The sequence below is a fragment of the Agromyces sp. PvR057 genome (genome assembly GCF_040547485.1).
GTDB lineage: Bacteria > Actinomycetota > Actinomycetes > Actinomycetales > Microbacteriaceae > Agromyces.
In genome coordinates this window covers 84022-106676 of sequence record NZ_JBEPPT010000006.1, presented here as the reverse complement: position 1 = coordinate 106676, position 22655 = coordinate 84022, and the positions used below count along the sequence as shown (strand labels likewise).

Here is a 22655-nt window from a genome sequence, read left to right as displayed (position 1 = left end):
CGACGCCGCCTCGTGGGCGGCCGAGACCCCTCGCGATAAGGTTGAGTGTGACTGCAGACGAAACAGAAGCAGAGCGCGAGACCGGTCTCCTCGACGAACCCGAGGTTCGCGAGGCGCTCGCCACCGCCGATCGCGGGGCCGTCGCCGAGGTGGTCGCGGAGCATCCGTCATCGCCCCTCGCCTGGGCCGAGCTCGCCGACCTCGCCGATTCCGAGGGCAACTCCATCGCGTCGTTCGCCTATGCGACCGTCGCGGTCGACCTCGCCGAAGAGCAGCTCGCGGCATCCGGATGGGAGCCCGGCGCAGCCGTGCCCTGGTCAGACGAGCCCAACCGCGCCTACCTGCGCGCCCTCGACGCCAAGCGCCGTGCCGCGTCGGCCCTCGGCCTCGACACGCAGGTCGAACGTCTCGCCGGCGAGCTCTCGAGCGCCGATGCCGAGGCCCCCGGCCGCATCGCGTCGGAGTACACGCCCACCCAGGTCATCACCATCGTGAGCCAGGCCCAGCTCCTCGAGCGGGCCAAGGCCACGGCAACAACCGGCGACCCGCTCGCCGAACCCGTCGCGCTCGACGCGGCCGGAGAGGACTGAAATGCCCGCAGCCGTCCTGATCGGTGCACAGTGGGGCGACGAGGGAAAGGGCAAGGCGACCGACCTGCTCGGTCCCCGCCTCGACTACGTCGTCAAGTTCAACGGCGGCAACAACGCCGGACACACGGTCGTCGTCGGCGACGAGAAGTACGCGCTGCACCTGCTGCCGTCCGGCATCCTGACCCCCGGGGTCACCCCGGTCATCGGCAACGGCGTGGTCGTCGACGTCGAGGTGCTCTTCGAGGAGCTCGAAGCCCTCGAGAGCCGAGGGGTCGATGTCTCGCGGCTGCGCGTCTCGGCGAACGCCCACCTCATCACGCAGTACCACCGCACGCTCGACAAGGTCACCGAGCGCTTCCTCGGCAAGCGCCAGATCGGCACCACCGGCCGCGGCATCGGCCCGGCCTACGCCGACAAGATCAACCGCGTGGGCCTCCGCATGCAGGACCTGTTCGACGAGAACATCCTGCGCCAGAAGGTCGAGGGCGCCCTCGACCAGAAGAACCACCTGCTGGTCAAGGTCTACAACCGTCGCGCGATCGCCGTCGACGAGGTCGTCGAAGACCTGCTCGGCTACGTCGAGCGCCTGCGCCCCATGGTCACCGACACGGCGCTGCTGCTGCACCAGGCGCTCGAGCGCGACGAGACCGTGCTCTTCGAGGGCGGCCAGGCGACCATGCTCGACGTCGACCACGGCACCTACCCGTTCGTCACGTCGTCGAACGCGACGAGCGGCGGCGCCGTCACCGGCTCGGGCATCGCGCCCAACCGCATCGACCGGGTCATCGCCGTGATCAAGGCCTACACGACCCGCGTCGGCGCCGGCCCGTTCCCGACCGAGCTCTTCGACGAGTGGGGCGAGTTCCTCAGCGAGAAGGGGCACGAGTTCGGCACCACCACCGGTCGTCGCCGTCGAACCGGCTGGTACGACGCCCCTATCGCGCGCTACACCTCGCGCATCAACGGCGTCACCGACTTCGTGCTCACCAAGCTCGACGTGCTCACCGGCATCGAGCGCATCCCCGTCGCGGTCGCCTACGACGTCGACGGGCAGCGCTTCGATGAGGTGCCCGTCTCGCAGTCCGACTTCCACCACGCGACCCCGATCTACGAGGAGTTCCCCGGCTGGAGCGAAGACATCACGGGCGCCCGGGAGTTCTCCGACCTGCCCGCGAACGCCCGGGCCTACGTGCGCGAGCTCGAGGCCATGAGCGGGTCGCGCATCTCGGCGATCGGCGTCGGCCCCGGCCGCGACGAGATCGTGCAGCTGCACGACCTGCTGGCCTGAGCCGCGCTTCCCCCGTTCGACCCTCCCCGACAGCGCCTTCGTTGGTGCCGTGTCGCTGATTCTCCCTCGTGCGTGTCCTGCATGCCATCCCCTACGAACCACGCCCGTGGGAAGTGCCGATCCTCAAGACGGCCGCTCGGACGAGCGCGCTCGAGTGATCGTGTTCTCGATCGGTGACCAGACCCCGCCCTCCACGGGGTCCGGTCCCCTCCACTTACGGGAGGACGATCTCGAAGGCGGGGTTGCCGGGGCTGAGCACGCCGAAGAGCTGCGTCAGCAGGCCGAGGTCGCCGTCCGCGCCGAGGCCGTCGGACTGCAGGTCGCCGCCGGCGAGACGGATGAGTCGCGCCTTCTCGAGCGTGAGGTGCAGCGCGGCATCCGTCTCAGGCTCGCGTTCGACGTAGACGAGCACGCCGTTGCGGAGGGTGACGTGGAAGCTCCGGCCGAGGTCGCTGACGGTGACGTCGAACGCCAGATCTAGATCCCAGGCCTTCGGGCCGTCGACGGTGATCGCGATGGCGTCGAACACCTGTTCGGGCGTGAGCTGCGCCAGGATCGCCGGCGCGTTCGTGGTGGTCGGCGTGCCGAAGTTGCCCGATCGCAGCTCGGTCGCTCCGGAGAGGAAGAAGTTGCGCCAGGTGCCGTTCTCGGAGCCGTAGCCGAGCTGCTCGAGGGTATCGGCGTAGAGCGCCTTCACCGCCTCGTTCGACGCGTCCACGAACACGGCGTGGTCGAGCAGGGTCGCCGCCCAGCGGAAATCGCCGCCGTCGTAGGCGACCTGTGCGAGTTCGAGGACCCGGTCGATGCCGCCGATGGCGTCGACGTACCGTTCGGCGATCGCGGCCGGCGGGTGCGGCCAGAGGCGCGCGGGGTTGCCATCGAACCAGCCCATGTAGCGCTGGTAGATCGCCTTGACGTTGTGGCTGACCGATCCGTAGTAGCCGCGCGCGTGCCACGAGTTCTCGAGGGCCGGGGGCAGTTGGATCACCTCGGCGATCTCGGCCCCGGTGAGTCCCTGGTTCAGCATCCGCAGTGTCTGGTCGTGCAGGTAGGCGTAGAGGTCGCGCTGCAGGCCGAGGAACTCCGTGATCTCGGTGTTGCCCCACGTCGGCCAGTGGTGCGACGTGAACACGACCTGTGCGCGGTCGCCGTAGCGTTCGATGGCCTCGGTCAGGTACTGCGACCAGACGTGCGGGTCGCGCACGACCGCACCGCGGAGCGTGAGCAGGTTGTGCAACGTGTGAGTCGCATTCTCGGCCATGCAGAGCGCCTCGTACCGCGGGATGTAGAAGTGCATCTCGCTGGGAGCCTCGGTGCCCGGGGCCATCTGGAACTCGATCTCGACGCCGTCGATCGTGTGCGTCTCGCCGGTCGTCGTGATCTCGAGCGTCGGCGCGAGCAGGGTCGCCTCACCGGTCGAGGTCGTCTGCCCGAGCCCGGCGCCGACCGCACCACGGATGCCGCGCGGCAGCGCTGCTCCGTACATGTAGCCGGCGCGACGCCCCATCGCAGTGCCCGCGTAGACGTTCTCGGCGACGGCGTGCTCGACCAGGCCCTCCGGTGCGATGATCGCGACGGCTCCGGTGTCGACCTGCTCCTGGGTGACGATGCCCTGCACGCCGCCGAAGTGGTCGATGTGCGAGTGCGTGTGGATGACGGCCACGATCGGCCGGTCGCCGCGGTGCTGCCGGTACAGGCCGAGCGCGGCCGCGGCGGTTTCTTTGGAGATGAGCGGGTCGATCACGATCACGCCGGTGTCGCCCTCGACGAACGACATCACCGACAGGTCGAGACCGCGGATCTGGTACAACCCGGGCACGACCTCGAACAGGCCGTGCTTGGCGACCAGCCGGCTCTGGCGCCACAGGCTCGGGTTCACCGAGTCCGGCGCCTCCCCCTGGATGAAGTCGTAGGTCGACGCGTCCCAGACGACCTCGCCGGCCGCGTCGAGGATCTTCGGATCCTCCAGCGTGGCGATGAATCCCCGTTCGACCGCCGCGAAGTCCGCGTCATCCGCGAACGGAAGGCGGGCGGCGAGCTCCGCGTTGGCGGCGATGATCGCGTCGGTCGGGTCCTGATGCTGCATACGTTGAACTCCCCCTCGCGTGGGCACGCGCCCACCCTTGGCAGTCTGCCGCGAAGCGCGCGGATGGACAACCACCTGGCCTCACGCCTTCCCGGCGCGGCTGAACATGCTTCGGATCTGCTGACGCCGTTCCACCGGGACGCGGCCCTTCCCCACTCAGGCCCTCCCGGATAGGGTCGGAGCACGGGCGTCTCACCTACCGCGCGTCCGTGGCAGCCGTGCGGCTGCGGGGGCTGGGGGAAGTGATGTCGGTCGTTCGACGCGTGCTCGCCGGGGTCGGCGCGATCATCCTGACGGCGGCACTGGCGACGCCGGCGGCGTTGTCGGCGTCCGCGGCTCCCGATGACGCCGAGTTCACGACCTTCACGAAGGCGGTCACGCCGCCAGACACGGCGCCCTTCGAAGCCGGCGAGCAGTTCAGCTACACGATCACCCTCACCTGCAACAGTCCCATCGTCGACATCTGCGTCGGCGCCCAGGTCTCTGACACGCTGCCGCCGCCCCTGATCTTCGACCCGACCGTGCCGAACCCGGTCGTCGTCTCCTCGAGCGACGCGACCGTCACCACCGGCGACACCGACTTCACCGTCGCGTTCAACGAGACGGGCGCGGCGGGCACCGGACTCGAGACGGGCCAGCAGGTGAGCATCGTCGTCTACGTGCAGGTGCCCGATCCCGTCTCCGCAGACTACGACGGCGAGATCACGAACACCGCGACGGCATCGGCCGAGAACGCGTTGCCGAAGGACGCATCGGTGGTCGTCGACCTCGACATCCCGTCGGAGCTCGAGTCGACGGTCGAGAAGTCGGTCGACGACCACGTCGCCGACGGGCAGAGCGTTCCCTCCCTGCCCGGCCAGCCCATCGACTACACGATCGGCGGCGGCAACGCGTCGAACCAGTCCGTCGACGCGGTCGTCGTGCAGGACCCGGCGGAGGGCGTCGACAGCCCGTTCGACAGCTACCTCGACTTCACCGGCATCACGTCGATCACGCCGCCGCCGGGCGCCGACCAGGTGCAGATCGAGTACCGCGACGCCGACGGCAACTGGACCAGCGTGTACGGCCCCGACGTGGTGCCCACCGACTTCACCGACATCCCGGGCGTCGACCCGCCGTCCGACGTGAAGGGGCTGCGCTTCACGTTCACGTCGAGCACGGGCGAGCCGATTCCCCCGGGCGACAACGGCACGATCGGCATCTCGGCGGAGACGAACGACACCGTGCTCGACATCCCGCTCGGCGAGTCGGTCGACGTGCCGAACACCGCCTCGTCGAGCGTCGTGGTCGACGACACCACGACCGACCCGAACACGGCCGACGGCGATGTCGTCATCAGCAACACCGGCCCGACCGTCGACGTCGAGAAGACCTTCGCCGACCCGGTGCTGCTCGCCGGCGACTCCACCACGGCCACCATCGAGTCGGCCAACGGGCCGCGGCCCGTGACGTCCATGACCATCGACGAGCCCACCGCCGGGTCGCCGAACCTCGCCGACCAGGGGCTCACCTTCGACGGCTTCGGCGACATCACGTGGCCGCAGAACGCCACCGGTGCGTCCATCACGTACACGTATGCCGACGGCACGACCGAGACGCTCGACACCACGACGCCCGACACGCTGCCCGACCCGACCGGCGACGTCGTCGGGTTCTCGGTCACCTTCACCGGCCCGATCCTGCCGAACGCGTCGGCGCAGATTCCGTTCGACGTCACGGCGCAGAGTGTCGAAGGCCAGGCCGACGTCGTCAGCACGAACGACACGACCTCGACCGTGACCGACTCCACGGGCCAGACGGGCGACGACGAGGATGCCGCGGACATCACCAGGCAGCCGGTGCGCGTGTCGACGGTCATCGACAAGAACATCGTGCGCGACGAGGTCTGGGACGTGCCGGGCAGCACGACGGACGTGACGTTCCTCGCGTCCGTGAACAACCAGGGCGAGAACGCGTCGACCGTCGGAGCCGACTCGCTCGTGATCAGCGACCCCGCCGACCCGCAGCCCGGCGATCCGCCCTCGCTGTTCTGGAACACGTTCGACCTGAAGCAGATCAGCGCCGGCGTGCCGGCCGACGCGAACCTCACCGTCGAGTACTGGGACGGCGAGGAGTGGGTGACGCTTCCCGGTGCCGAGCTCGTCGAGGGTCCGGCAACGTTCAACTACACCGTGCCCGACGACCTGCAGGACGACATCCAGGGCATCCGATTCGTCTACACGCCGAAGCCCGGCGAGACACTGCCGCCCGGATTCCAGGTCGCCCCGCGCATCTCGGTCGAGACCCGCGACCAGTTCCGCGACGGCTCGGGCAGCGTGCACGACGCGGCCGTGGCCGCGGATCCGCTCGTGGTCGACAACACGGCATCGTCGACGGTGACGAATCCCGACGACACGTCGCCCGAGGACAACACCGCGACCGACGGCGACCAGATCGACGTGAACCCGTTCGACCCCGACGAGGGCGTCGACCTGCTCGAGAAGCAGTGGCTCGACGAGAACGTCGAGGCGTTCAGCGACGACCAGCGCAGCGCGCGCATCTCGTGGGCGACCGAGGGCCTGCCGTTCGACTCGGTCGCGATCACCGACGACCCGACGGCCGGAGCGGACTTCGCCGACATCGCGGCATCCGCCTTCGACGCCTGGAACCTCGCCGTCGTCGAGCCCATCGACGGCGACCTCGACCCGGTCATGACGTACGACCGCATCGGGACCGTGGAGCTCTTCGACGCCACCGCGGGCGACTGGGTCGACATCACGGCCGAGGCGTGCGGGGCGGCCGACACGACCGGCACCGCCTGCGACGGCGGCTTCCCCGGCTACACGCTCTCCGACGCCGAGCAGGAGTCAACGCTCGGCGTGCGCCTGACCTACGTCGAGGGCTCGAACCGCGGGGGCGCCGGACCGGCTGCAGGGTCGGGGGTCGCGGCATCCTACGATTTCGAGCGCAACCTCGACCTGACGTTCCAGCTCCGGCAGGAGAAGCGGAGCGGCGGCCCGGTGGTCGGCACGCTGCACGACGAGCCCTACAACTCGGGCCAGAACGGCGTGGTCACGAACACCGCCAGGGCTGAAGGCGTCGGGCCGCAGCCCGTGACCCACGACGACTCCGACGACATCACGATCCTCGACACCGTGATCAACACGTCGGTCTCGAAGTCGTTCGACCAGGACAGCCTGCCGATCCCGCCCGACAGCGCCGACCAGGCCGACTACCCGCTCGTCAGCGCGACGATGACGGCCGTCAACCAGACGGAGGCGAACGTCAGCGTGCTGCGGCTCGACGACCCGGCCGCGACACCGACGCCTCCGACTCCGCCGCCCGCCGAGACGACGACGTACACCTACCTGAACCTCTACCGCATCGACGTCATCACGGTGCCCGAGGCGGCGACGCAGTCGACCGTGACGCTCACCCGCGAGGGCGGCGGAACCGACGAGTACACGATCGACGAGGCGCTCGCCCTGACACCGACCGATCTCGCCGACGTCGTCGGCTTCAGCGTCGTGCACACCGATCCCGACGGCGTGTCGATCGAGACCGAGGAGACGACCTCGGTCGTGCTGACCTACCAGTTGCGCGAGTTCCTCCGCGACGAGCCGGGCGTGCGCCCGACGACCGCCGACACGGTGACCAACGTCGCCTCGTCCGGGGCGTCGCGGCCCGGCGGCGACCCCACGCTCGACGAGGCGTATGCCACGGACGACGACTCGCTCACCTTCGCCGACGCGACGTACGGCGTCAACGCGGGCAAGTCGATCGACCCGCCGTCGCGCTACGAGGACGAGTCGCCCGACGGGTACACCGTGACGATCGGCGGCCAGCCCACCGGCAACGTGCGCACGACCGTCCTGACGCTCACGGATGACACGCCGACCTTCTGGAACGCGTTCGAGTTCGCGTCGTTCCCCGCCGCGACCCTGCCCTCCGGCATCGGCCAGCTGCAGGTGTCGGCGCTCGTGGGCGTGGAGTACACGTACGACGTCGGCACGAACACGCTCGGCCAGACGTGCGACGGCGACACCGACCTCACCGACTGCTGGGTCATCGGCGACTGGCAGGATGCCGTCTCCAACGTCGTCACGCCGGCGCTGCCCGACGGGGTCGCCCCCGCCGACGTGCGCGGCCTGCGCTTCGACATCCGCAAGGACGAGGACGAGACGAACTGGGAGTCGCCCCGAAACCCGATCGTGTCGTTCAAGTTCATCGCCGACCGGCTCGAGAACCTGCACTACGGGCCCGACGGCGTCATCGACAGCTACCCGGTTCCCTCGACCCTTCCCGGTCTCGACACCGCGCCGGGCGAGGCCGTGCAGGGCACGACGACCGACGACGTCGACGTGCACGGCACGGGGTCGTGGGAGACGCCCGACGGCGTGACCTGGCAGGCCGACGCCACCGCGTCGGACACCACGATCCTGCAGCACCGGGTGAACGCCATCAGCGTCGTCAAGTCGCCGGGCAACGGCTCCGGCGGCGCGGGCGCCCAGCAGTTCCCGCCGGCGTCGACCATTCCGTACACGATGACCATCACCAACACCGGTCAGTGGGCCATGACGGGCCTCGAGTTTACCGACCAGGTCGCGACGGATGCGTCGGGCTCGCTGCTCGTCGACGATCCCGATGTCGAGGAGGAGTTCGAGTTCGAACTGACCGACTCCTCGGGTACCGCTCTGCCGACCGACGGGTTCACGGGAACGCTCGACGAGACCACGGGCGTCGTCACGATCACGGTGCCCGACGGCTTCGTGTTCAACCCGGGCGACGTCCTCGTCATCCAGGCGAACCTCATGTTCCGCCCGGGGCTCACTCCCGGCACACCCGTCGGCAACACGATCTCCGCCACGAGCGACCGCGACTTCGAGATGTGCGGGCACAGCTCGAACAACCTCCCGATCGCCGACACCGCGAACGTCGCCGACTGCGCGGCGGACACCACCGTCACCCCGGCCGCCGCGGCGCCGATCAGCATCGTCAAGGCGGTCAAGGGCACTGCGGCCGGCGTGCCCGGCGTCGACCCGGCCGACCCCAACTCCGACGACCTCGGCGTGCTGAACACCGCGGCGAACCCGACTGCGGAGGCCTGCGCCTCGCCGAACGCCTCCGATGGCTTCTACGTGAACCAGTGCGTGCCGATCACCCGTCCGGGCGGCGTCGAGACCTGGCGCCTCAGCTTCACGAACCGCGGCAACGTGCTGGCCGACCGGATCGCGGGCATCGACGTGCTGCCGGCCGTCGGAGACACCGGCGTGGTGGTGGGTTCGCCCCGCGGGTCCCAATGGCAGCCCGTCTTCCTGGGCAACGTGAGCACCATCGCTGCGGCTACGGCGACGTCGTACTACATGGCCAGCGTGCCGGACCAGGCATGCAATGCCGTCGATATCCAGTACAGCACGCTCGGTCAGCCGGTCCCCGACTCCGACCCGTGCTTCGCGGATGTCTCCACCAGGCCATGGGTCGAGTTCGATGGAACGACGCCGCTCGCCGAGCTCGCAACGGCACGGGCGATCAAACTCGTCTACAGCTTCCCGGAGGGTTCCGGACTCCCGCCGGGCGTCACCGGCTCCGTCACCTTCGACACGCAGACCCCGGCGATCGTTCCGGACGCCTACGATGACGGCCTCCCGATCGCGTGGAACACCGTCGCGGCCGGTTCACGAGCCACATTCCAGGGCAATCAGATCTACCAGGGCCCGGTCGAGCCGGTTCGCGCCGGTGTCGCGGTTCCCGCGGGTCAGGTGCAGCTGCAGAAGGAGCAGGTCGCACCGGACAGCTGGACCTACCCGCTGCCCGACTCCTACGACTTCGACGTGCAGTGCGAGTCGCTCGAGGAGCCCGTCGACCTCGTCGACACCGGCGGGGCCGAGGTCTCCCCGATCGACGTGCCGGCCGACGGTTCGCTCGTCGAGGTCGGCACCGGAACCAACCTCCCGCTCTTCTCGAGATGCACGGTCCAGGAGCTCTTCGCGCAGGGTTCGACCGTCACGTACGACCCGGAGGGCACCGCTGACCGCTCAGGCGAGGTCATCGCGACGCGCGACCTCACCGGGCGTACCGACATCCACCATCCGTTCCCGCCCGACCCCGTCGAGGAGGTCACGCTCCAGGTCACCAACACGTACGAGATCGGCGGCTTCAGCGTCACGAAGGAGGTCGAGCGCAGCACCGCGGTCGACCAGGACGGCAACGCGATCGCATACGACCCGCAGTTCACGTTCGAGGCGAGCTGCATCTGGCTCGGCCAGGAGATCATCCCCGAGGACCAGCGCGAGTTCACGATCGGCGAGGGCGAAACGCAGGACTTCGGTCCGCTCCCGGTGGGTGCGACCTGCTCGGTGCAGGAGACGGATGTCGCGGGCGCGACCACGTCCGAGGTCGTGGTGACCGAGGACGGCGTCGATCGCGACCCGGTCGACGTGACCTCCGCCGTCGAGTTCACGATCATGCCCGACGAGGCGGACGGGACGCACCTGACTGCGCTCACCGCGACGAACACGTACACGGTCGGGGGCCTCGAGATCACGAAGGACGTGACCGGCGCGGGCGCAGACGCATGGGCTCCCGACGACTTCACGCTCCAGCTCGTCTGCACTTGGGACCAGGCGACGACGAACCCCGTCTACGACGACACGTTCGTGATCTCCGACGGCGAGACGTGGAGCGTCGACAACCTGCCTACAGGGGCGGATTGCACGGTCACCGAGCCCGACAACGGCGATGCCACCGAAGTCACGATCGCGCCCGAGCAGCCGATGACCATCGGCGACACCGACGGCGGCGAAGAGCCGATCGCCGTGACGGTCACGAACGACTACCGCACCGGCGGCTTCGTCGTCGAGAAGTCGTTCGTCGGCCCCGGCATCGTCTTCGCCACGGGCGTCGCCTTCGCCTTCGACTACACCTGCACGTACGAGGGTCAGACGGTCGGCGAGGGCACGCTCACGGTCGTCGGCGACGGCACCACCGGTCCGATCGAGTCCGAACCCGTGACCGGGCTCCCGGTCGGCAGCGAGTGCATCGTCACCGAGTCCGACTCCGGCGGGGCCGACACGACGCCCGAGCCCGTGACGGTGACGATCACCGACGAGGTCGACGGCACGCCGCAGGTCGAGGTCGCGCCGTTCCTGAACTCGTTCAGCGCCGGCACGATCGCGGTGACGAAGGAGCTCGCGGGCACCGGCGCCGAACGGCCCGAGGTCGTCGACGCGACGTACACGGTGCACCTGACCTGCGTGCTGACCGCCGACGGCGATCCGCTGTTCGACGGAGATGTCGAGGTCACCGGCGGCGAGACGGTCACCGTGCTCGACGAGACGACCGGCGAGCCCCTGCTGCTGCCGTTCGGCACCCACTGCTGGGGCGAGGAGACGGATGACGCGGGCGCGACCGACTCGTCGGTCGACCACGACTCGTTCGACGACGCCGCCATCGTCGTGGCATCCGATGACGAGGAGCCGCAGGCGCTCGCCGTGACGGCGACGAACACGTTCGACCTGAGCAATGTCTCGATCGAGAAGGAGGTCAGCGGCAACGCCGACCATGCCGAGGGCCGCACCTTCGAGATCCTCGTCACCTGCACGCTCGACCGCGGCGACGGCAACCCGCCGATCGTGGTCTACGACCAGGAGCCGGTCGAACTCGAGGACGGCGAGGTGACGACGCTCTTCGAGGTGCCGGTCGGGTCCGAGTGCTGGGCCGAGGAGCCCGACGGCCAGGGCGCGTACGACATCTCGATCAGCGCGACCGAGGACGACCCGATCGTGGTCGGGCCCGAGGGTGCCCCGCCCGTCACCATCACGGTGACGAACGACTTCCCCGACGCGGGCTTCACCGTGACGAAGGACGTCGACAACGGCGGCGCCGTCGATGAGAACGGCGACCCGATCGAGTACGACACGGTCTTCTCGTTCACCGCGACCTGCGTGTTCGAGGGCGAGACCGTGCTCGATGAATCGTTCGACCTCTCCGACGGCGGCGAGCAGACGTACGACACCTTGCCCGCCGGCAGCGAGTGCACCGTCACCGAGGCCGCCTCCGAGGGGGCGACGACCTCGATCGTGGTGACGCAGGACGGTGTCGACGACGACCTGGGTGCGACCTCGGAGGCCACCTTCACGCTCCTGCCCGACAGCGAGGGCGCCACCGTGACCACGGTCGCGGTGACGAACGCCTTCGGAGTCGGATCGGTCGAGATCACGAAGGCCGTGACCGGTACCGGCGCAGATGCCTGGGGCGGTACGTTCGGCGACTTCGAGGTGGAGCTCGTCTGCACCCTCGAGGGTGCAGACCCCGACGTCGTCTACGACGCGACGCACACGCTGACGAAGGATGCACCGGGCGACGTCTGGACGGTGGAGAACCTGCCGACGGACGCGGACTGCACGGTCGCCGAACTCGACGACGGCGAGGCGACCGAGTCCACCGTGAGTCCGTCGGAGTTCACCGTCGGCGACGACGCGACCGACGAGCCCGTCGCCGTGACGGTCGAGAACGAGTTCCGCACCGGCGGCCTGAACGTGTTGAAGGTCGTCGCCGGACCCGGTGTGCCGGAGTTCTCGAACGGTCCGTTCATCTTCCAGGTGGAGTGCACCTACGACGGGCAGACGGTCGTCGACCGGGAGCTCGTGGTCGTCGGCGACGGCACCGAGGGTCCGTTCACGAGCGAGACGATCACCGGCATCCCGGTCGGTGCGGAGTGCGTCGTGACCGAGACGTTCAAGGCCGATGCCGACACGACGCCGCCGCCGGTCACCGTGACGATCACCGACCAGGACGAGGGTGTCGAGACCGTGGTCACGGCGGGCTTCCTCAACGTCTTCTCGCTGGGCACGATCGACGTCACCAAGGCGGTCGACGGCTCGGCGGCCGACGAGGCGTACGTGCAGGATGCGACGTTCACCGTGCAGGTGACCTGCCAGCTCGACGTCTTCGGCACGATCGTCACGGTCTTCTCCGGGCCGGTCGAGGTCGGTGCCGACGAGACGGTGCCCGTGCTCCGTGAAGACGGCGACCCCCTGAAGCTGCCGTTCCAGACGCACTGCTTCGGCGAGGAGACGGATGCCGCGGGCGCGACCGAGAGCACGATCGACTACGACTCGTACGACAACGCCGCAATCATCGATGTCGAGGACGAGCCGCAGACGTTGGAGCTCACGGCCACGAACACCTTCGAGGAGGGGTCGGTCGACCTCGTGAAGACGGTGAGCGGGGCGACGGACCAGGCCGACGGCAAGACGTTCATCGTCGCGGTGACCTGCACCTTCGACCAGGGCGAGGGCAACGACCCGTACGTGCCGTTCGACGCCGAACCGGTGCCGATCACCGCGGGCGAGACGGTGACCCTCAGCGACCTGCCGATCGGCACGGAGTGCTGGGCCGAGGAGACCGACGCCGGTGGGGCGATCGCCGTCACGGTCAGCGCGACCGAGGCCACCCCGGTCGTGGTCGGTCTCGACGAGGCGGCGACGATCACGGTCGACAACGAGTTCGCGCCCGCGCCGCCGGTCACCGGTGTCGACGGCGCTGTCGTGGCGGCATGGATCGGCTTCGGCGGCATCCTCGTCGCGATCGGCGTCGCGCTCGTGCTGATCGCCCGCCGGCGCCGACGGGCGTAGCGCCGCATCGCGGCCTTCGCGCCGGACATGAGGATGCCCCGCCCGGGATCGGGCGGGGCGTCCTCATCTCGGGTCGCTACTCGTTGCCGACCGCCTTGTCGATGTTGCCCTTGACGTCGTCGATCACGCCGTCGTGCTCGTCTGGCGCGATCTTCTTCACGGCTTCGCCGATGCCGTCGAGCAGCTTGTCGCTGATGTCCTCGGCCTGCTCGCTCTTCAGGACCTCTTGGATCTTGTCCTTGTTCTGCTCGATGAAGTCCCCGGCCTGCTTGGCGAGGTCGTCGATTCCGGCCATTCCGTTCCCCCATCTCCACGGCGGCGTCGCCGATCGGATCCAGCCTACGTCCGCACCGGCGGCCGCGGAAGGCAGCCCGGCAGCCGCGGAAGGCGCCTCCGGCACACGCGGAGAGCGGCCCGCCCGTGTGCGAGACTCGTGCGGTGACCGCCCTGCTCCCGCCCGCCGAGCCGCTCGTCGGCCGGTTCATCAGCCTGTCCCCGTTCGTGCCCGCCGACGTGCCGGAGCTCGCTGGGGCCCTCCGGCATCCGGAGGTCTTCGCCGGCGGATACGGCGGCGGCCCTGCCGGCCTCCCCGCTGATGACGCGGCGTTCGAGCGGTTCGCGCTCGGCTACTACGCGGGCGGCCGGCTGGCCCTGCCGTGGACGGTGCGGCTGCGCGGCGGCGAGCACGACGCGCGCGTGGTCGGCGCGACGAAGTTCGGCGACCTCGACCTCGTCAACGAGTCGGGGCACATCGGCTGGACGGCGTACGACCCCCGCGTGTGGGCGACGGGCGTGAACGTCGAGACGAAGCTCCTGCTGCTCGGCATGGCCTTCGAGCACGGCTTCGGCCGGGTGAAGCTGCAGGCCGACAGCCGCAACGAGCGGTCGCGGGCGGCGATCCTGCGCCTGGGCGCGTCGTTCGAGGGCATCGCGCGTCGGCACAAGCTGCGTGCCGACGGCAGCTGGCGCGACTCCGCGGTCTACTCGATCGTGGTCGACGAGTGGCCGTCGGTGCGCGCTGGGCTCGAGGCACGTCTCGCCGCCCGGGGCGACGAACCGGTCCGGCTCGCCGCGGCATCCGCCTGAAGGCCTACGCCGAGAACCAGATCTCGATCGCGCCGTCGATGAGGGCTGCGGCTCCGCCGACGTAGGCGATCGCGATCACGGCGATGCGCGCGGCGTGGTGGGGGATCCGCCGGTGCAGCACCTCGCCCAGCACCAGTCCGGCGAGCACGGCGCCGATCACGATCGGCCACGAGCCCGGCGCCAGCTCGGGGATCGCCCAGCCGGTCTGGGCGAGCTTCAGCACGAGCGAGGCCGTGCCGATGGCCACGAAGTAGGGCTGGGCGGTCGCGGCGAAGCGCGGCTGCGGCCACCTGGTGGCGACGGCGTAGACGCTGAGCGCCGGTCCGCCGACGCCGGCCGCGGCATTCATGACCCCGGATGCCGCGCCCGCGACGAGTGCGGGCGGCCATCCGCTCACGACGTGCTCGGCGCGCGTGACGAGCAGCGTGATCGTGAGCGCGATGATGACGAGGGCGCCGATGACGACCTGCAGGGGAGCGCCGGGAACATGCGCGGCGATGAGCGCGCCGACGACCGTGCCGGCGAGGGCCGGGAGCGCGAGCATGGCGAATCGACGCCACTCCACGTACCGCCACACCCTCGGCAGGATGATGAGCGACGACACGATGGCACAGAGGTTCACGACGATGACCCCGTCGAAGGGGCCGAGCAGGATCACCAGGGCCGGCGAGGCGACGAGCGCGAACCCCATGCCGGTGATGCGCTGTGCGAAGGCGCCGACGAGGACGGAGATGGCGACGGCGGCGAGCACCGGAGTATCCTACGCGCCCCGCGCCGATGCGCCGGTCGAGCAGCTCAGCGCACCCGCTCGGGCGTGTGCAGCCGGGCGAGGAACGCATCCGTTCCCCGGGGTCGCCGTCGCCGGTCGAGGCGCGACACGACCACCGTGACGAGCAGCGCGGCGGGCACGGTCCACGCGGCGGGCTGCTCGAGGAAGGGGCGGATGCCGGGCGCCGCCGCCGCGATCGCCCCGCCGCCGAGGATCGCCGCCCCCGAGAGCACGGCGCCGGTGAGCATGCCCGACACGGCGCCGCGCGGCGTGAGCCCGCGCCACCAGATGCCGAGCAGCAGCATGGGACACAGCGTCGAGGCGGTGAAGGCGAACACGAGTCCGACGCTGCCGGCGAGCCCGGTGGATTCGGTGGCGAGGGCCACGACGAGCGGCACGAACGACGAGGCGACGGCGGCGATGCGGAATCCGCGCACGCTGCCGCCGAGCAGGTCCTGGCTGATGACGCCGGCGAGCGAGACGACGAGTCCGGACGAGGTCGAGAGGAAGGCGGCGAACGCGCCGGCGATGACGAGCGCGGTGAGCAGGTCGCCCGCCCATCCGGGTACGAGCCGGTCGGGCAGCACGAGCACGAGGGCGTCGGCGTCGCCCGAGGCGACGAGGTCTGGGGCGAACGCCCGGCCGAGCAGGCCGAGGATCGTCGGGAACAGGTAGAACACCGAGAGCAGCACGAGCACGATCACGGTGGTGCGACGGGCCGCCTCGCCGTCGGGGTTCGTGTAGAAGCGCACGAGGACGTGCGGCAGGCCGAGGGTTCCGAGGAGCAGCGCGACCATGAGCGAGATCGTGCGGTACGGGTCGAGGTCGCCGGGTCCGGCGGTCGGGGGGAACGCCGCCGCGGCCTCGAGCGCGGGTTCGACGCCGCCGACGATGATGAGCATCGCGATCACGGGCACCGCGATGGCGGTGAGCTTCAACCAGAACTGGAACGCCTGCACGAACGTGATCGAGCGCATGCCGCCCGCCGCGACGACGACGGCGACGATCACCGCGACGGCGAGCGAGCCCGCCCACGACGGCAGCCCGGTCGTGATGCGCACGGCCAGGGCCGCGCCCTGCAGTTGCGGCACGATGTAGAACCACCCGATGACGATGACGAGGGTGCTCGTCACGAGTCGTGCGGTGCGCGACTCGAGCCGGGCCTCGGTGAAGTCGGGGATCGTGTACGCACCCGAGCGGCGCAGCGGTGCGGCGACGAACAGCAGCAGCATGAGGTATCCGGCCGTGTAGCCGATCGGGAACCAGATGCCCCCGGCGCCCGTGGTGAGGATGAGGCCGGCGATGCCGAGGAAGCTCGCGGCCGAGAGGTACTCGCCGCCGATGGCCGACGCGTTCCACCACGGCCGCACGGTGCGCGAGGCGACGTAGAAGTCGCTCGTCGTGCGCGAGACGCGCAGGCCGTAGAACCCGATGAGCGCCGACGCGAGCGCCACGGCCGCGATCGCCGCGTAGCTGATGGCGGCGTTCACTCGGCCTCCGTGAGCGCCCGGTACCTGGCCTCGTTGCGGGCCGCGGCGCGCGCGTAGAGCACGGCGACGGTGATCGCGAGCGGGTACACGCCGACCGCGAGCAGCAGCCACGACAGCGGAACGCCGAACACGAACGTCTCGTCGAGCACCGGCGAGAGCACAATCGCGAGCACGAACAGGGCCGTCGCGAGCGCGAACCCGGCGGCGTAGGTGATGCCGAGGCGCAGCTGCGAGCGGATCAGCGATCGCACGTAGACGCTCTCGGGCTCGCTGCCCGCCGAGGCGCCACCGGGCGTCGAAGGGCGAGCGGATGCCGCGGCCGAGCCGCTCCTCGGGGCCGTCACCCGCACCCGGGCGGGCGGCGTCGGCGGCGGCCCGCCCGCGGCATCCGTCGGCTCGGTGTGCTCGCTCATGGCCGTGGACGCAGGGTCGCGGACTCGAGCCGCTCGCGCAGCGCGGGGAGCAGGCGCCGGCTCACGGGCAGTTCCGCCCCCGCGATCGTGACGCTCGGGTGGTCGGTGCCGAGGCGGATCCGCGTGAGGTGCGCGAGCGAGACGAGGTACGACCGGTGCACGCGCACGAATCCGGCATCCGCCCACTGGCGTTCGAGGTCGGCCATCGGCACGCGCACGAGGTAGCTGGCCTCGTCGGTGTGCAGGCGCGCGTAGTCGCCCTGCGCCTGCACGTAGCGCACCTCGTCGCGCCGGATCATGCGGGTCGTGCCGCCGAGCGTCACGGCGATCATCTCGGGCGCGGTCACGGTCGGGATGCCGCCGGTCGCCGTCGCCTGGCCGGCCTTCAGCACCTCGACGATGCGCCCGATCGATCGCTGCAGGCGCTCGGTGCGCACGGGCTTCAGCAGGTAGTCGACGGCGGCCAGGTCGAAGGCCTCGAGCGCGCCCTCCTCGTCGGCGGTCACGAACACGAGTGCGGGCCGGTGCTCGAAGCGCTGCAGGGCGCGGGCGAGATCGAAGCCGTTCAGGCCCGGCATGTGGATGTCGAGGAACGCGGCGTCGACCGGCTCGCGCGTGAGCAGGCGGATCGCCTCGGACCCCGACGAGGCCTGGTGCACCGTGCCGATGCGCGGATCCTGCGACAGCAGGAACGCCAGCTCGTCGATCGCGGGCTGCTCATCGTCGGCGATGAGGACGGAGATCATCGGGCTCGGCTCCCGTCGAGGGCGGTGGTCGGCGCGTTCGGGTTCGGACCGGGCTGCGACTTCGGCACCCGCATGCGCACGAGCGTGCCGGCGCCGACGTTCGTCTCGACGACGAGGCCGTGCTCCTCGCCGTACACCTGGCGCAGGCGGGCGTCGACGTTACGGAGGCCGACGTGCTCGCCGGGCGAGCCGCCCGCGAGCACCTCCTCGAGCACGACGGGGTCGATGCCGACGCCGTCGTCCTCGACGCTGATCTCGGCGAAGGCGCCGGAGTCGGCCGCGGTGATCGTGATGCGTCCGCCGCCCTCCTTCGCCTCGAGGCCGTGCCGCACCGCGTTCTCGACGAGCGGCTGGATCGACAGGAACGGCACGACGGTCGAGAGCACCTCCGGCGCGACCTGCAGGGTCACCCGCAGGCGATCGCCGAAGCGCGCCCGCTCGAGCTCGAGGTAGCTGTCGATCGAGCGCAGCTCCTCGGCGACGGTCGTGAAGTCGCCGTGCCGGCGGAAGGAGTACCGCGTGAAGTCGGCGAACTCGAGCACGAGCTCGCGCGCCTTCGCCGGGTCGGTGTTGATGAACGACGCGATCGCGTTGAGGGCGTTGTAGATGAAGTGCGGGCTGATCTGGGCGCGGAGGGCGCGCACCTCGGCCTCGGCGAGGGCCGCCCGCGAGGCGTCGAGCTCTCCGAGCTCGACCTGCGACGCCACCCAGCTCGCCACCTCGCCCGTCGCACGCACGAGGCCGGCCCGCACCGGGGAGGCGAAGGCAACGATCGCCCCGGCCGAACGGTCGCCGACGAGGATCGGCGCGGCCACGGCATCCGTCTCCGTCGCGCCCAGCGTGATGCGCCGCTGCACGTGCGGCTTGCCGGCCGCCTGCGCCGCCTGCGCGAGTTCGCCCGCGATCGCACGCACGTCGTCGTCGCCCTCGACCGTGACGAGTCCGGCAGGGTCGACGAGCGCGAGGCTCTCGCAGCCGAGCATCGTGCGAAGTGACCGGCCCGCCCGCGCGGCATCCGCCCCGTCGAAGCCCCCGCGCACGTGCTTGGCGGCGCGGCTCGCGAGGTGCAGCGTCTGGTACGTCGCCTGCTCGGCGTCGGTGCCGAGCTCGCGCTGCGCGACCACCAGCCGGCGCAGCAGCAGCACCACGCCGACCGCGAGGGCGCCGGCGACGACACCGGCGCTCGCGGCGAGCAGCATCGACTCGGGCATGCTCGAAATCGTAGCCGTCGTTCGTCGGCGCCCTCGAACCGTTCGTCGCACCAGCGGTGCCGTTCGGCGACGACGAACGGCGGAGCCGCCCCGTCCGCCCGTCCACCCGGCAGCATGGGCCCACTGCTCGTCTGCCACGGCATCCCGAGCAGTGGGCGCGGACCTTCCCCCGTGCCGGACCCCCTCGAAGGAGAGACGCCATGGGCAACGACGCCCTGAGCGCGGAGACGACGCAACCCGACGTCGATTTCACCGCGGTGCAAGCATCACCCCGATTCCAGGAGCTACGCGGTCGCCACCGCCGGTTCGTGTTCCCCGTCCTCGCGGCGTGCCTCGTCTGGTACTTCGCCTACGTGCTGCTCGCGATCTACGCGCACGACTTCATGTCGACGCGCGTCTGGGGCAGCGTCAACCTCGCGATGGTGCTCGGCCTGGCGCAGGTCGTCACCACGTTCGCCGTGACCATGTGGTACGTCAGCTACGCCAACCGTCGACTCGACCCGATCGCCGCGGAGATCCGCGACGGGATCGAGTCCGGCGCCGGTGCGAACTCCGAGGCGGTGGCCCGATGAGCGCCGTGCACGCCGCGGTCGTCGCCGAGGCGGCAGCCACGCAGGTCGGCGAACCCTGGCTGAACATCGCCATCTTCGGCGCGTTCGTCGCGATCACGATGGTCATCGTGTTCCGCGCGAGCCGCAACAACAAGACCGCGGCCGACTACTACGCGGCCGGGCGCTCGTTCACCGGCGGCCAGAACGGCTCGGCCATCGCGGGCGACTACCTCTCGGCGGCCTCCTTCCTCGGCATCGTCGGGGCGATCGCGATCACCGGCTACGACGGGTTCATGTACTCGATCGGATTCCTCGTGGCGTGGCTCGTGGCACTGCTGCTCGTGGCCGAACTGCTGCGCAACACGGGCCGCTACACGATGGCCGACGTGCTCTCGTTCCGCCTCAAGCAGCGCCCCGTGCGCATCGCCGCGGCGATCACGACGCTCGTGGTCTGCTTCTTCTACCTGCTCGCGCAGATGGCGGGCGCCGGTGGTCTCGTGTCGCTGCTGCTCGGCATCGGCGACACGCTCGGCCAGTCCCTCGTCATCACGGTGGTCGGCGCGCTCATGATCCTCTACGTGCTCATCGGCGGCATGAAGGGCACGACCTGGGTGCAGATCATCAAGGCGATCCTGCTCATCGCGGGCGCCGGCGTCATGACCGTCTGGGTCCTCGCGATGTACGGCTTCAACTTCTCGAGCCTGCTCGACAACGCGGTCGAGGTGGCCGGCAACCCGGCGATCCTCGATCCGGGCCTCAAGTACGGCGTCTCCGACATCTCGAAGATCGACTTCGTCTCGCTCGGACTCGCGCTCGTGCTCGGCACCGCGGCCCTGCCGCACGTGCTCATGCGCTTCTACACGGTGCCCACCGCGAAGGAGGCCCGCAAGTCGGTCGTCTGGGCGATCTGGCTCATCGGCATCTTCTACGTGTTCACGCTCGTGCTCGGCTACGGCGCTGCGGCGCTCGTCGGCCCAGAGGTCATTGCCGCCGCTCCCGGCGCCGCGAACTCGGCGGCTCCGCTGCTCGCGTTCGAGCTCGGCGGTCCGCTGCTCCTCGGCCTCATCTCGGCGATCGCGTTCGCGACGATCCTCGCGGTCGTCGCCGGACTCACCATCACGGCGGCGGCGTCGTTCGCACACGACATCTACGCGAGCGTCATCAAGAAGGGCAAGACCGAACCGGGCGCCGAGGTCAAGGTCGCACGTCGCACCGTGGTCGTGATCGGCATCGTCGCGATCGTCGGCGGCATCGGGGCGAACGGGCAGAACGTGGCGTTCCTCGTCGCCCTGGCCTTCGCGATCGCGGCATCCGCGAACCTGCCGACGATCGTCTACTCGCTCTTCTGGAAGCGCTTCACCACGAAGGGCGCCCTCTGGAGCATGTACGGCGGCCTCATCTCGGCGATCGTGCTGATCATCTTCTCGCCGGTCGTCTCGGGCTCCGAGACGTCGATGCTGAAGACGGCCGATATCAACTTCGCCTTCTTCCCGCTCTCGAACCCCGGCATCATCTCGATCCCGCTGGCGTTCCTGCTCGGCTGGATCGTGACGCTCCTCGACAAGACGGTCGAGGACCCGAAGAAGCAGTCCGAGATGGAGGTGCGCTCGCTGACCGGCGTCGGAGCCGAGAAGGCGACGCAGCACTAGGAATCCGACCGGCGGCAGGGGGCCGCCGGTCGACCGGAGGTCCGGTGGCGGGCTGAGGGAACGCCCGCCGCCGGAACGGACTTCGGCGCGGCGGGAATGCCTGCCCATGCCGCGCCGAACGAACAAGCGGGGCGGATGTCACGACCGGTCGGTCGCGGCATCCGCCCCGTTGTGCGCTGTCGGCCGACCCGTCGCCGGCGTGGTCGCGAGGCTACGGCCGTGCGCGACGTCGGCGGGCGATGCCCCAGGTGAGCAGCGCGACCCCCACGACCGCGACGATCGGCCCCACGATGGCCCAGAGCGTCACGCCGCTCATGGCGGAGCCGGGCAGGATGCCGACGCCCTGCAGCGTCCAGATCAGGCCCGACAGGGTCAGCAGGCCTCCGAGCACGATGAGCAGCCAGTTCATGGGTCCGCCTTTCTCCGAGGTTCAGAGCGATGCGGGTGCGATCCGTCGCCGCAACAGCACGGTGGCGCCCGCCGCGATGAGCGCGAGTGCGGCGAAGCCGATCGTTCCGTCGGAGCCGGTCTCTGCGAGTTCCGCCGTGGAATCGTCAGCCGCGGCGACCTCCGCAGCAGGAGGTGCTTCGGCTGGGGCCGTCTCCGCGGGAGGCGTCACCGGCGGCACCGTCGGGGGCTCGGTCACCAGCGGGGCCGTGATCGTCAGCGGGGTCCAGTCGGATCTCACGAAGAAGCCCGGTCCGGGCTGATGCGCCCCCACGACGAACGGGGCCTGATCGGGGCTGTCCGCCGAGGCGGGCTCTCCCCACGGATCGACGTGGACGGAGAAGTCTCCTTCGGCATCGGTCTCGAACTCCTCAGCCGGAGCGCTCGGAGTGTCTGGCGTGATTCGGCCGTACGTGACGAATCCGGAACGATTCGGGATGAATCCGGAACCGGTCACGGTGAATCCGCCCTCCCAAGCGCCGGCGACGAACTCGGTCCGGTCGACCACGATGACGGGATCGTAGGCATCGGGCGACGAGGGCAGTTCATCCGCCACCGCCGATGTCGCGGCGAAGCCGGCGAGCAGGAAACCCGCGGCGACGGCGATGACGCCTCCGCGGCGGACCGTGATCTGTCTCGACACTGGGGACTCTCTCGTTCGGGGCATCCGGATCCGGGACATGCGGATCACTCGGTGCAGGCCGAGCGTGGACAC

General features: G+C 70.2%; 15 protein-coding genes. 6 read left to right on the top strand and 9 right to left on the bottom strand.

The window, feature by feature from the left end; all coding sequences use genetic code 11:
* Positions 1 to 47: 47 nt before the first annotated feature.
* Together ABIC29_RS17955 and ABIC29_RS17950 are read left to right on the top strand one after the other, a co-directional pair.
* Positions 48 to 590 carry a DUF3151 family protein gene (locus tag ABIC29_RS17955; RefSeq protein ID WP_354247673.1) on the top strand — a complete coding sequence of 181 codons (543 nt, stop codon included), beginning with the start codon at positions 48 to 50 and terminating at the stop codon, positions 588 to 590.
* Position 591: 1 nt separating this feature from the next.
* Positions 592 to 1878: an adenylosuccinate synthase gene (locus tag ABIC29_RS17950; protein ID WP_116086132.1), complete on the top strand. Its 1287-nt coding sequence runs from the start codon at positions 592 to 594 to the stop codon at positions 1876 to 1878.
* Positions 1879 to 2092: 214 nt separating this feature from the next.
* Here ABIC29_RS17950 and ABIC29_RS17945 read toward each other — a convergent pair whose 3' ends face one another.
* Positions 2093 to 3964 (bottom strand): alkyl/aryl-sulfatase, encoded by a 1872-nt coding sequence (locus tag ABIC29_RS17945; protein WP_354247670.1) that lies wholly within the window; start codon positions 3962 to 3964, stop codon positions 2093 to 2095.
* A 245-nt stretch (positions 3965 to 4209) separates the two neighbouring features.
* Here ABIC29_RS17945 and ABIC29_RS17940 point away from each other — a divergent pair, with 245 nt between their 5' ends.
* A complete protein-coding gene (locus ABIC29_RS17940; protein ID WP_354247667.1) occupies positions 4210 to 13578 on the top strand; it encodes a DUF5979 domain-containing protein in 9369 nt (3122 codons plus the stop codon).
* Positions 13579 to 13654: 76 nt separating this feature from the next.
* On the opposite strand, the gene ABIC29_RS17935 is transcribed toward ABIC29_RS17940, so the two are convergent.
* Entirely contained in the window at positions 13655 to 13873 is a 219-nt protein-coding gene (locus ABIC29_RS17935; RefSeq protein ID WP_055862810.1) for a hypothetical protein, read from the bottom strand.
* Positions 13874 to 14016: 143 nt separating this feature from the next.
* Between ABIC29_RS17935 and ABIC29_RS17930 the strand changes: the two genes are divergently transcribed.
* Positions 14017 to 14664 carry a GNAT family N-acetyltransferase gene (locus ABIC29_RS17930; RefSeq protein ID WP_354247664.1) on the top strand — a complete coding sequence of 216 codons (648 nt, stop codon included), beginning with the start codon at positions 14017 to 14019 and terminating at the stop codon, positions 14662 to 14664.
* A 4-nt stretch (positions 14665 to 14668) separates the two neighbouring features.
* Here ABIC29_RS17930 and ABIC29_RS17925 read toward each other — a convergent pair whose 3' ends face one another.
* From ABIC29_RS17925 to ABIC29_RS17905, 5 genes are read right to left on the bottom strand one after another with little or no spacing between them, the layout of a single operon-like run.
* Complete coding sequence (locus tag ABIC29_RS17925) at positions 14669 to 15415, bottom strand: sulfite exporter TauE/SafE family protein (protein ID WP_055862806.1); 747 nt, start codon at positions 15413 to 15415, stop codon at positions 14669 to 14671.
* A 44-nt stretch (positions 15416 to 15459) separates the two neighbouring features.
* Positions 15460 to 16923, bottom strand: a complete 1464-nt coding sequence (locus tag ABIC29_RS17920) for a sodium/solute symporter (RefSeq protein WP_055862804.1) — start codon at positions 16921 to 16923, stop codon at positions 15460 to 15462.
* On the bottom strand, positions 16920 to 17336 hold the full coding sequence (locus ABIC29_RS17915; protein ID WP_354247661.1) for a DUF485 domain-containing protein: 417 nt from the start codon (positions 17334 to 17336) through the stop codon (positions 16920 to 16922). Before ABIC29_RS17915 ends, ABIC29_RS17920 begins: the two co-directional genes overlap by 4 nt.
* The gene (locus ABIC29_RS17910) at positions 17333 to 18082 is read right to left on the bottom strand and encodes a LytR/AlgR family response regulator transcription factor (RefSeq protein WP_116085571.1); all 750 of its coding nucleotides are present in this window, start codon (positions 18080 to 18082) and stop codon (positions 17333 to 17335) included. The genes ABIC29_RS17915 and ABIC29_RS17910 overlap by 4 nt, the downstream gene beginning before the upstream one ends.
* Positions 18079 to 19293 carry a sensor histidine kinase gene (locus ABIC29_RS17905; protein WP_354247658.1) on the bottom strand — a complete coding sequence of 405 codons (1215 nt, stop codon included), beginning with the start codon at positions 19291 to 19293 and terminating at the stop codon, positions 18079 to 18081. Before ABIC29_RS17905 ends, ABIC29_RS17910 begins: the two co-directional genes overlap by 4 nt.
* Positions 19294 to 19493: 200 nt before the next feature.
* Between ABIC29_RS17905 and ABIC29_RS17900 the strand changes: the two genes are divergently transcribed.
* Together ABIC29_RS17900 and ABIC29_RS17895 are read left to right on the top strand one after the other, a co-directional pair.
* The gene (locus ABIC29_RS17900) at positions 19494 to 19865 is read left to right on the top strand and encodes a DUF485 domain-containing protein (RefSeq protein ID WP_116085576.1); all 372 of its coding nucleotides are present in this window, start codon (positions 19494 to 19496) and stop codon (positions 19863 to 19865) included.
* On the top strand, positions 19862 to 21493 hold the full coding sequence (locus tag ABIC29_RS17895) for a monocarboxylic acid transporter (RefSeq protein ID WP_354247655.1): 1632 nt from the start codon (positions 19862 to 19864) through the stop codon (positions 21491 to 21493). The genes ABIC29_RS17900 and ABIC29_RS17895 overlap by 4 nt, the downstream gene beginning before the upstream one ends.
* Before the next feature lie 211 nt (positions 21494 to 21704).
* On the opposite strand, the gene ABIC29_RS17890 is transcribed toward ABIC29_RS17895, so the two are convergent.
* Positions 21705 to 21902, bottom strand: a complete 198-nt coding sequence (locus ABIC29_RS17890; RefSeq protein ID WP_116085582.1) for a hypothetical protein — start codon at positions 21900 to 21902, stop codon at positions 21705 to 21707.
* A 21-nt stretch (positions 21903 to 21923) separates the two neighbouring features.
* Positions 21924 to 22583 (bottom strand): LPXTG cell wall anchor domain-containing protein, encoded by a 660-nt coding sequence (locus tag ABIC29_RS17885; RefSeq protein WP_354247652.1) that lies wholly within the window; start codon positions 22581 to 22583, stop codon positions 21924 to 21926.
* Positions 22584 to 22655: the final 72 nt, after the last annotated feature.

Coding starts and splice junctions, on each gene's coding strand:
- ABIC29_RS17950 (WP_116086132.1), top strand. CDS start 592: ATGCCCGCAGCCGTCCTGATCGGTGCACAGTGGGGCGACGAGGGAAAG.
- ABIC29_RS17945 (WP_354247670.1), bottom strand. CDS start 3,964: ATGCAGCATCAGGACCCGACCGACGCGATCATCGCCGCCAACGCGGAG.
- ABIC29_RS17940 (WP_354247667.1), top strand. CDS start 4,210: ATGTCGGTCGTTCGACGCGTGCTCGCCGGGGTCGGCGCGATCATCCTG.
- ABIC29_RS17935 (WP_055862810.1), bottom strand. CDS start 13,873: ATGGCCGGAATCGACGACCTCGCCAAGCAGGCCGGGGACTTCATCGAG.
- ABIC29_RS17915 (WP_354247661.1), bottom strand. CDS start 17,336: ATGAGCGAGCACACCGAGCCGACGGATGCCGCGGGCGGGCCGCCGCCG.
- ABIC29_RS17910 (WP_116085571.1), bottom strand. CDS start 18,082: ATGATCTCCGTCCTCATCGCCGACGATGAGCAGCCCGCGATCGACGAG.
- ABIC29_RS17905 (WP_354247658.1), bottom strand. CDS start 19,293: ATGCCCGAGTCGATGCTGCTCGCCGCGAGCGCCGGTGTCGTCGCCGGC.
- ABIC29_RS17900 (WP_116085576.1), top strand. CDS start 19,494: ATGGGCAACGACGCCCTGAGCGCGGAGACGACGCAACCCGACGTCGAT.
- ABIC29_RS17895 (WP_354247655.1), top strand. CDS start 19,862: ATGAGCGCCGTGCACGCCGCGGTCGTCGCCGAGGCGGCAGCCACGCAG.
- ABIC29_RS17890 (WP_116085582.1), bottom strand. CDS start 21,902: ATGAACTGGCTGCTCATCGTGCTCGGAGGCCTGCTGACCCTGTCGGGC.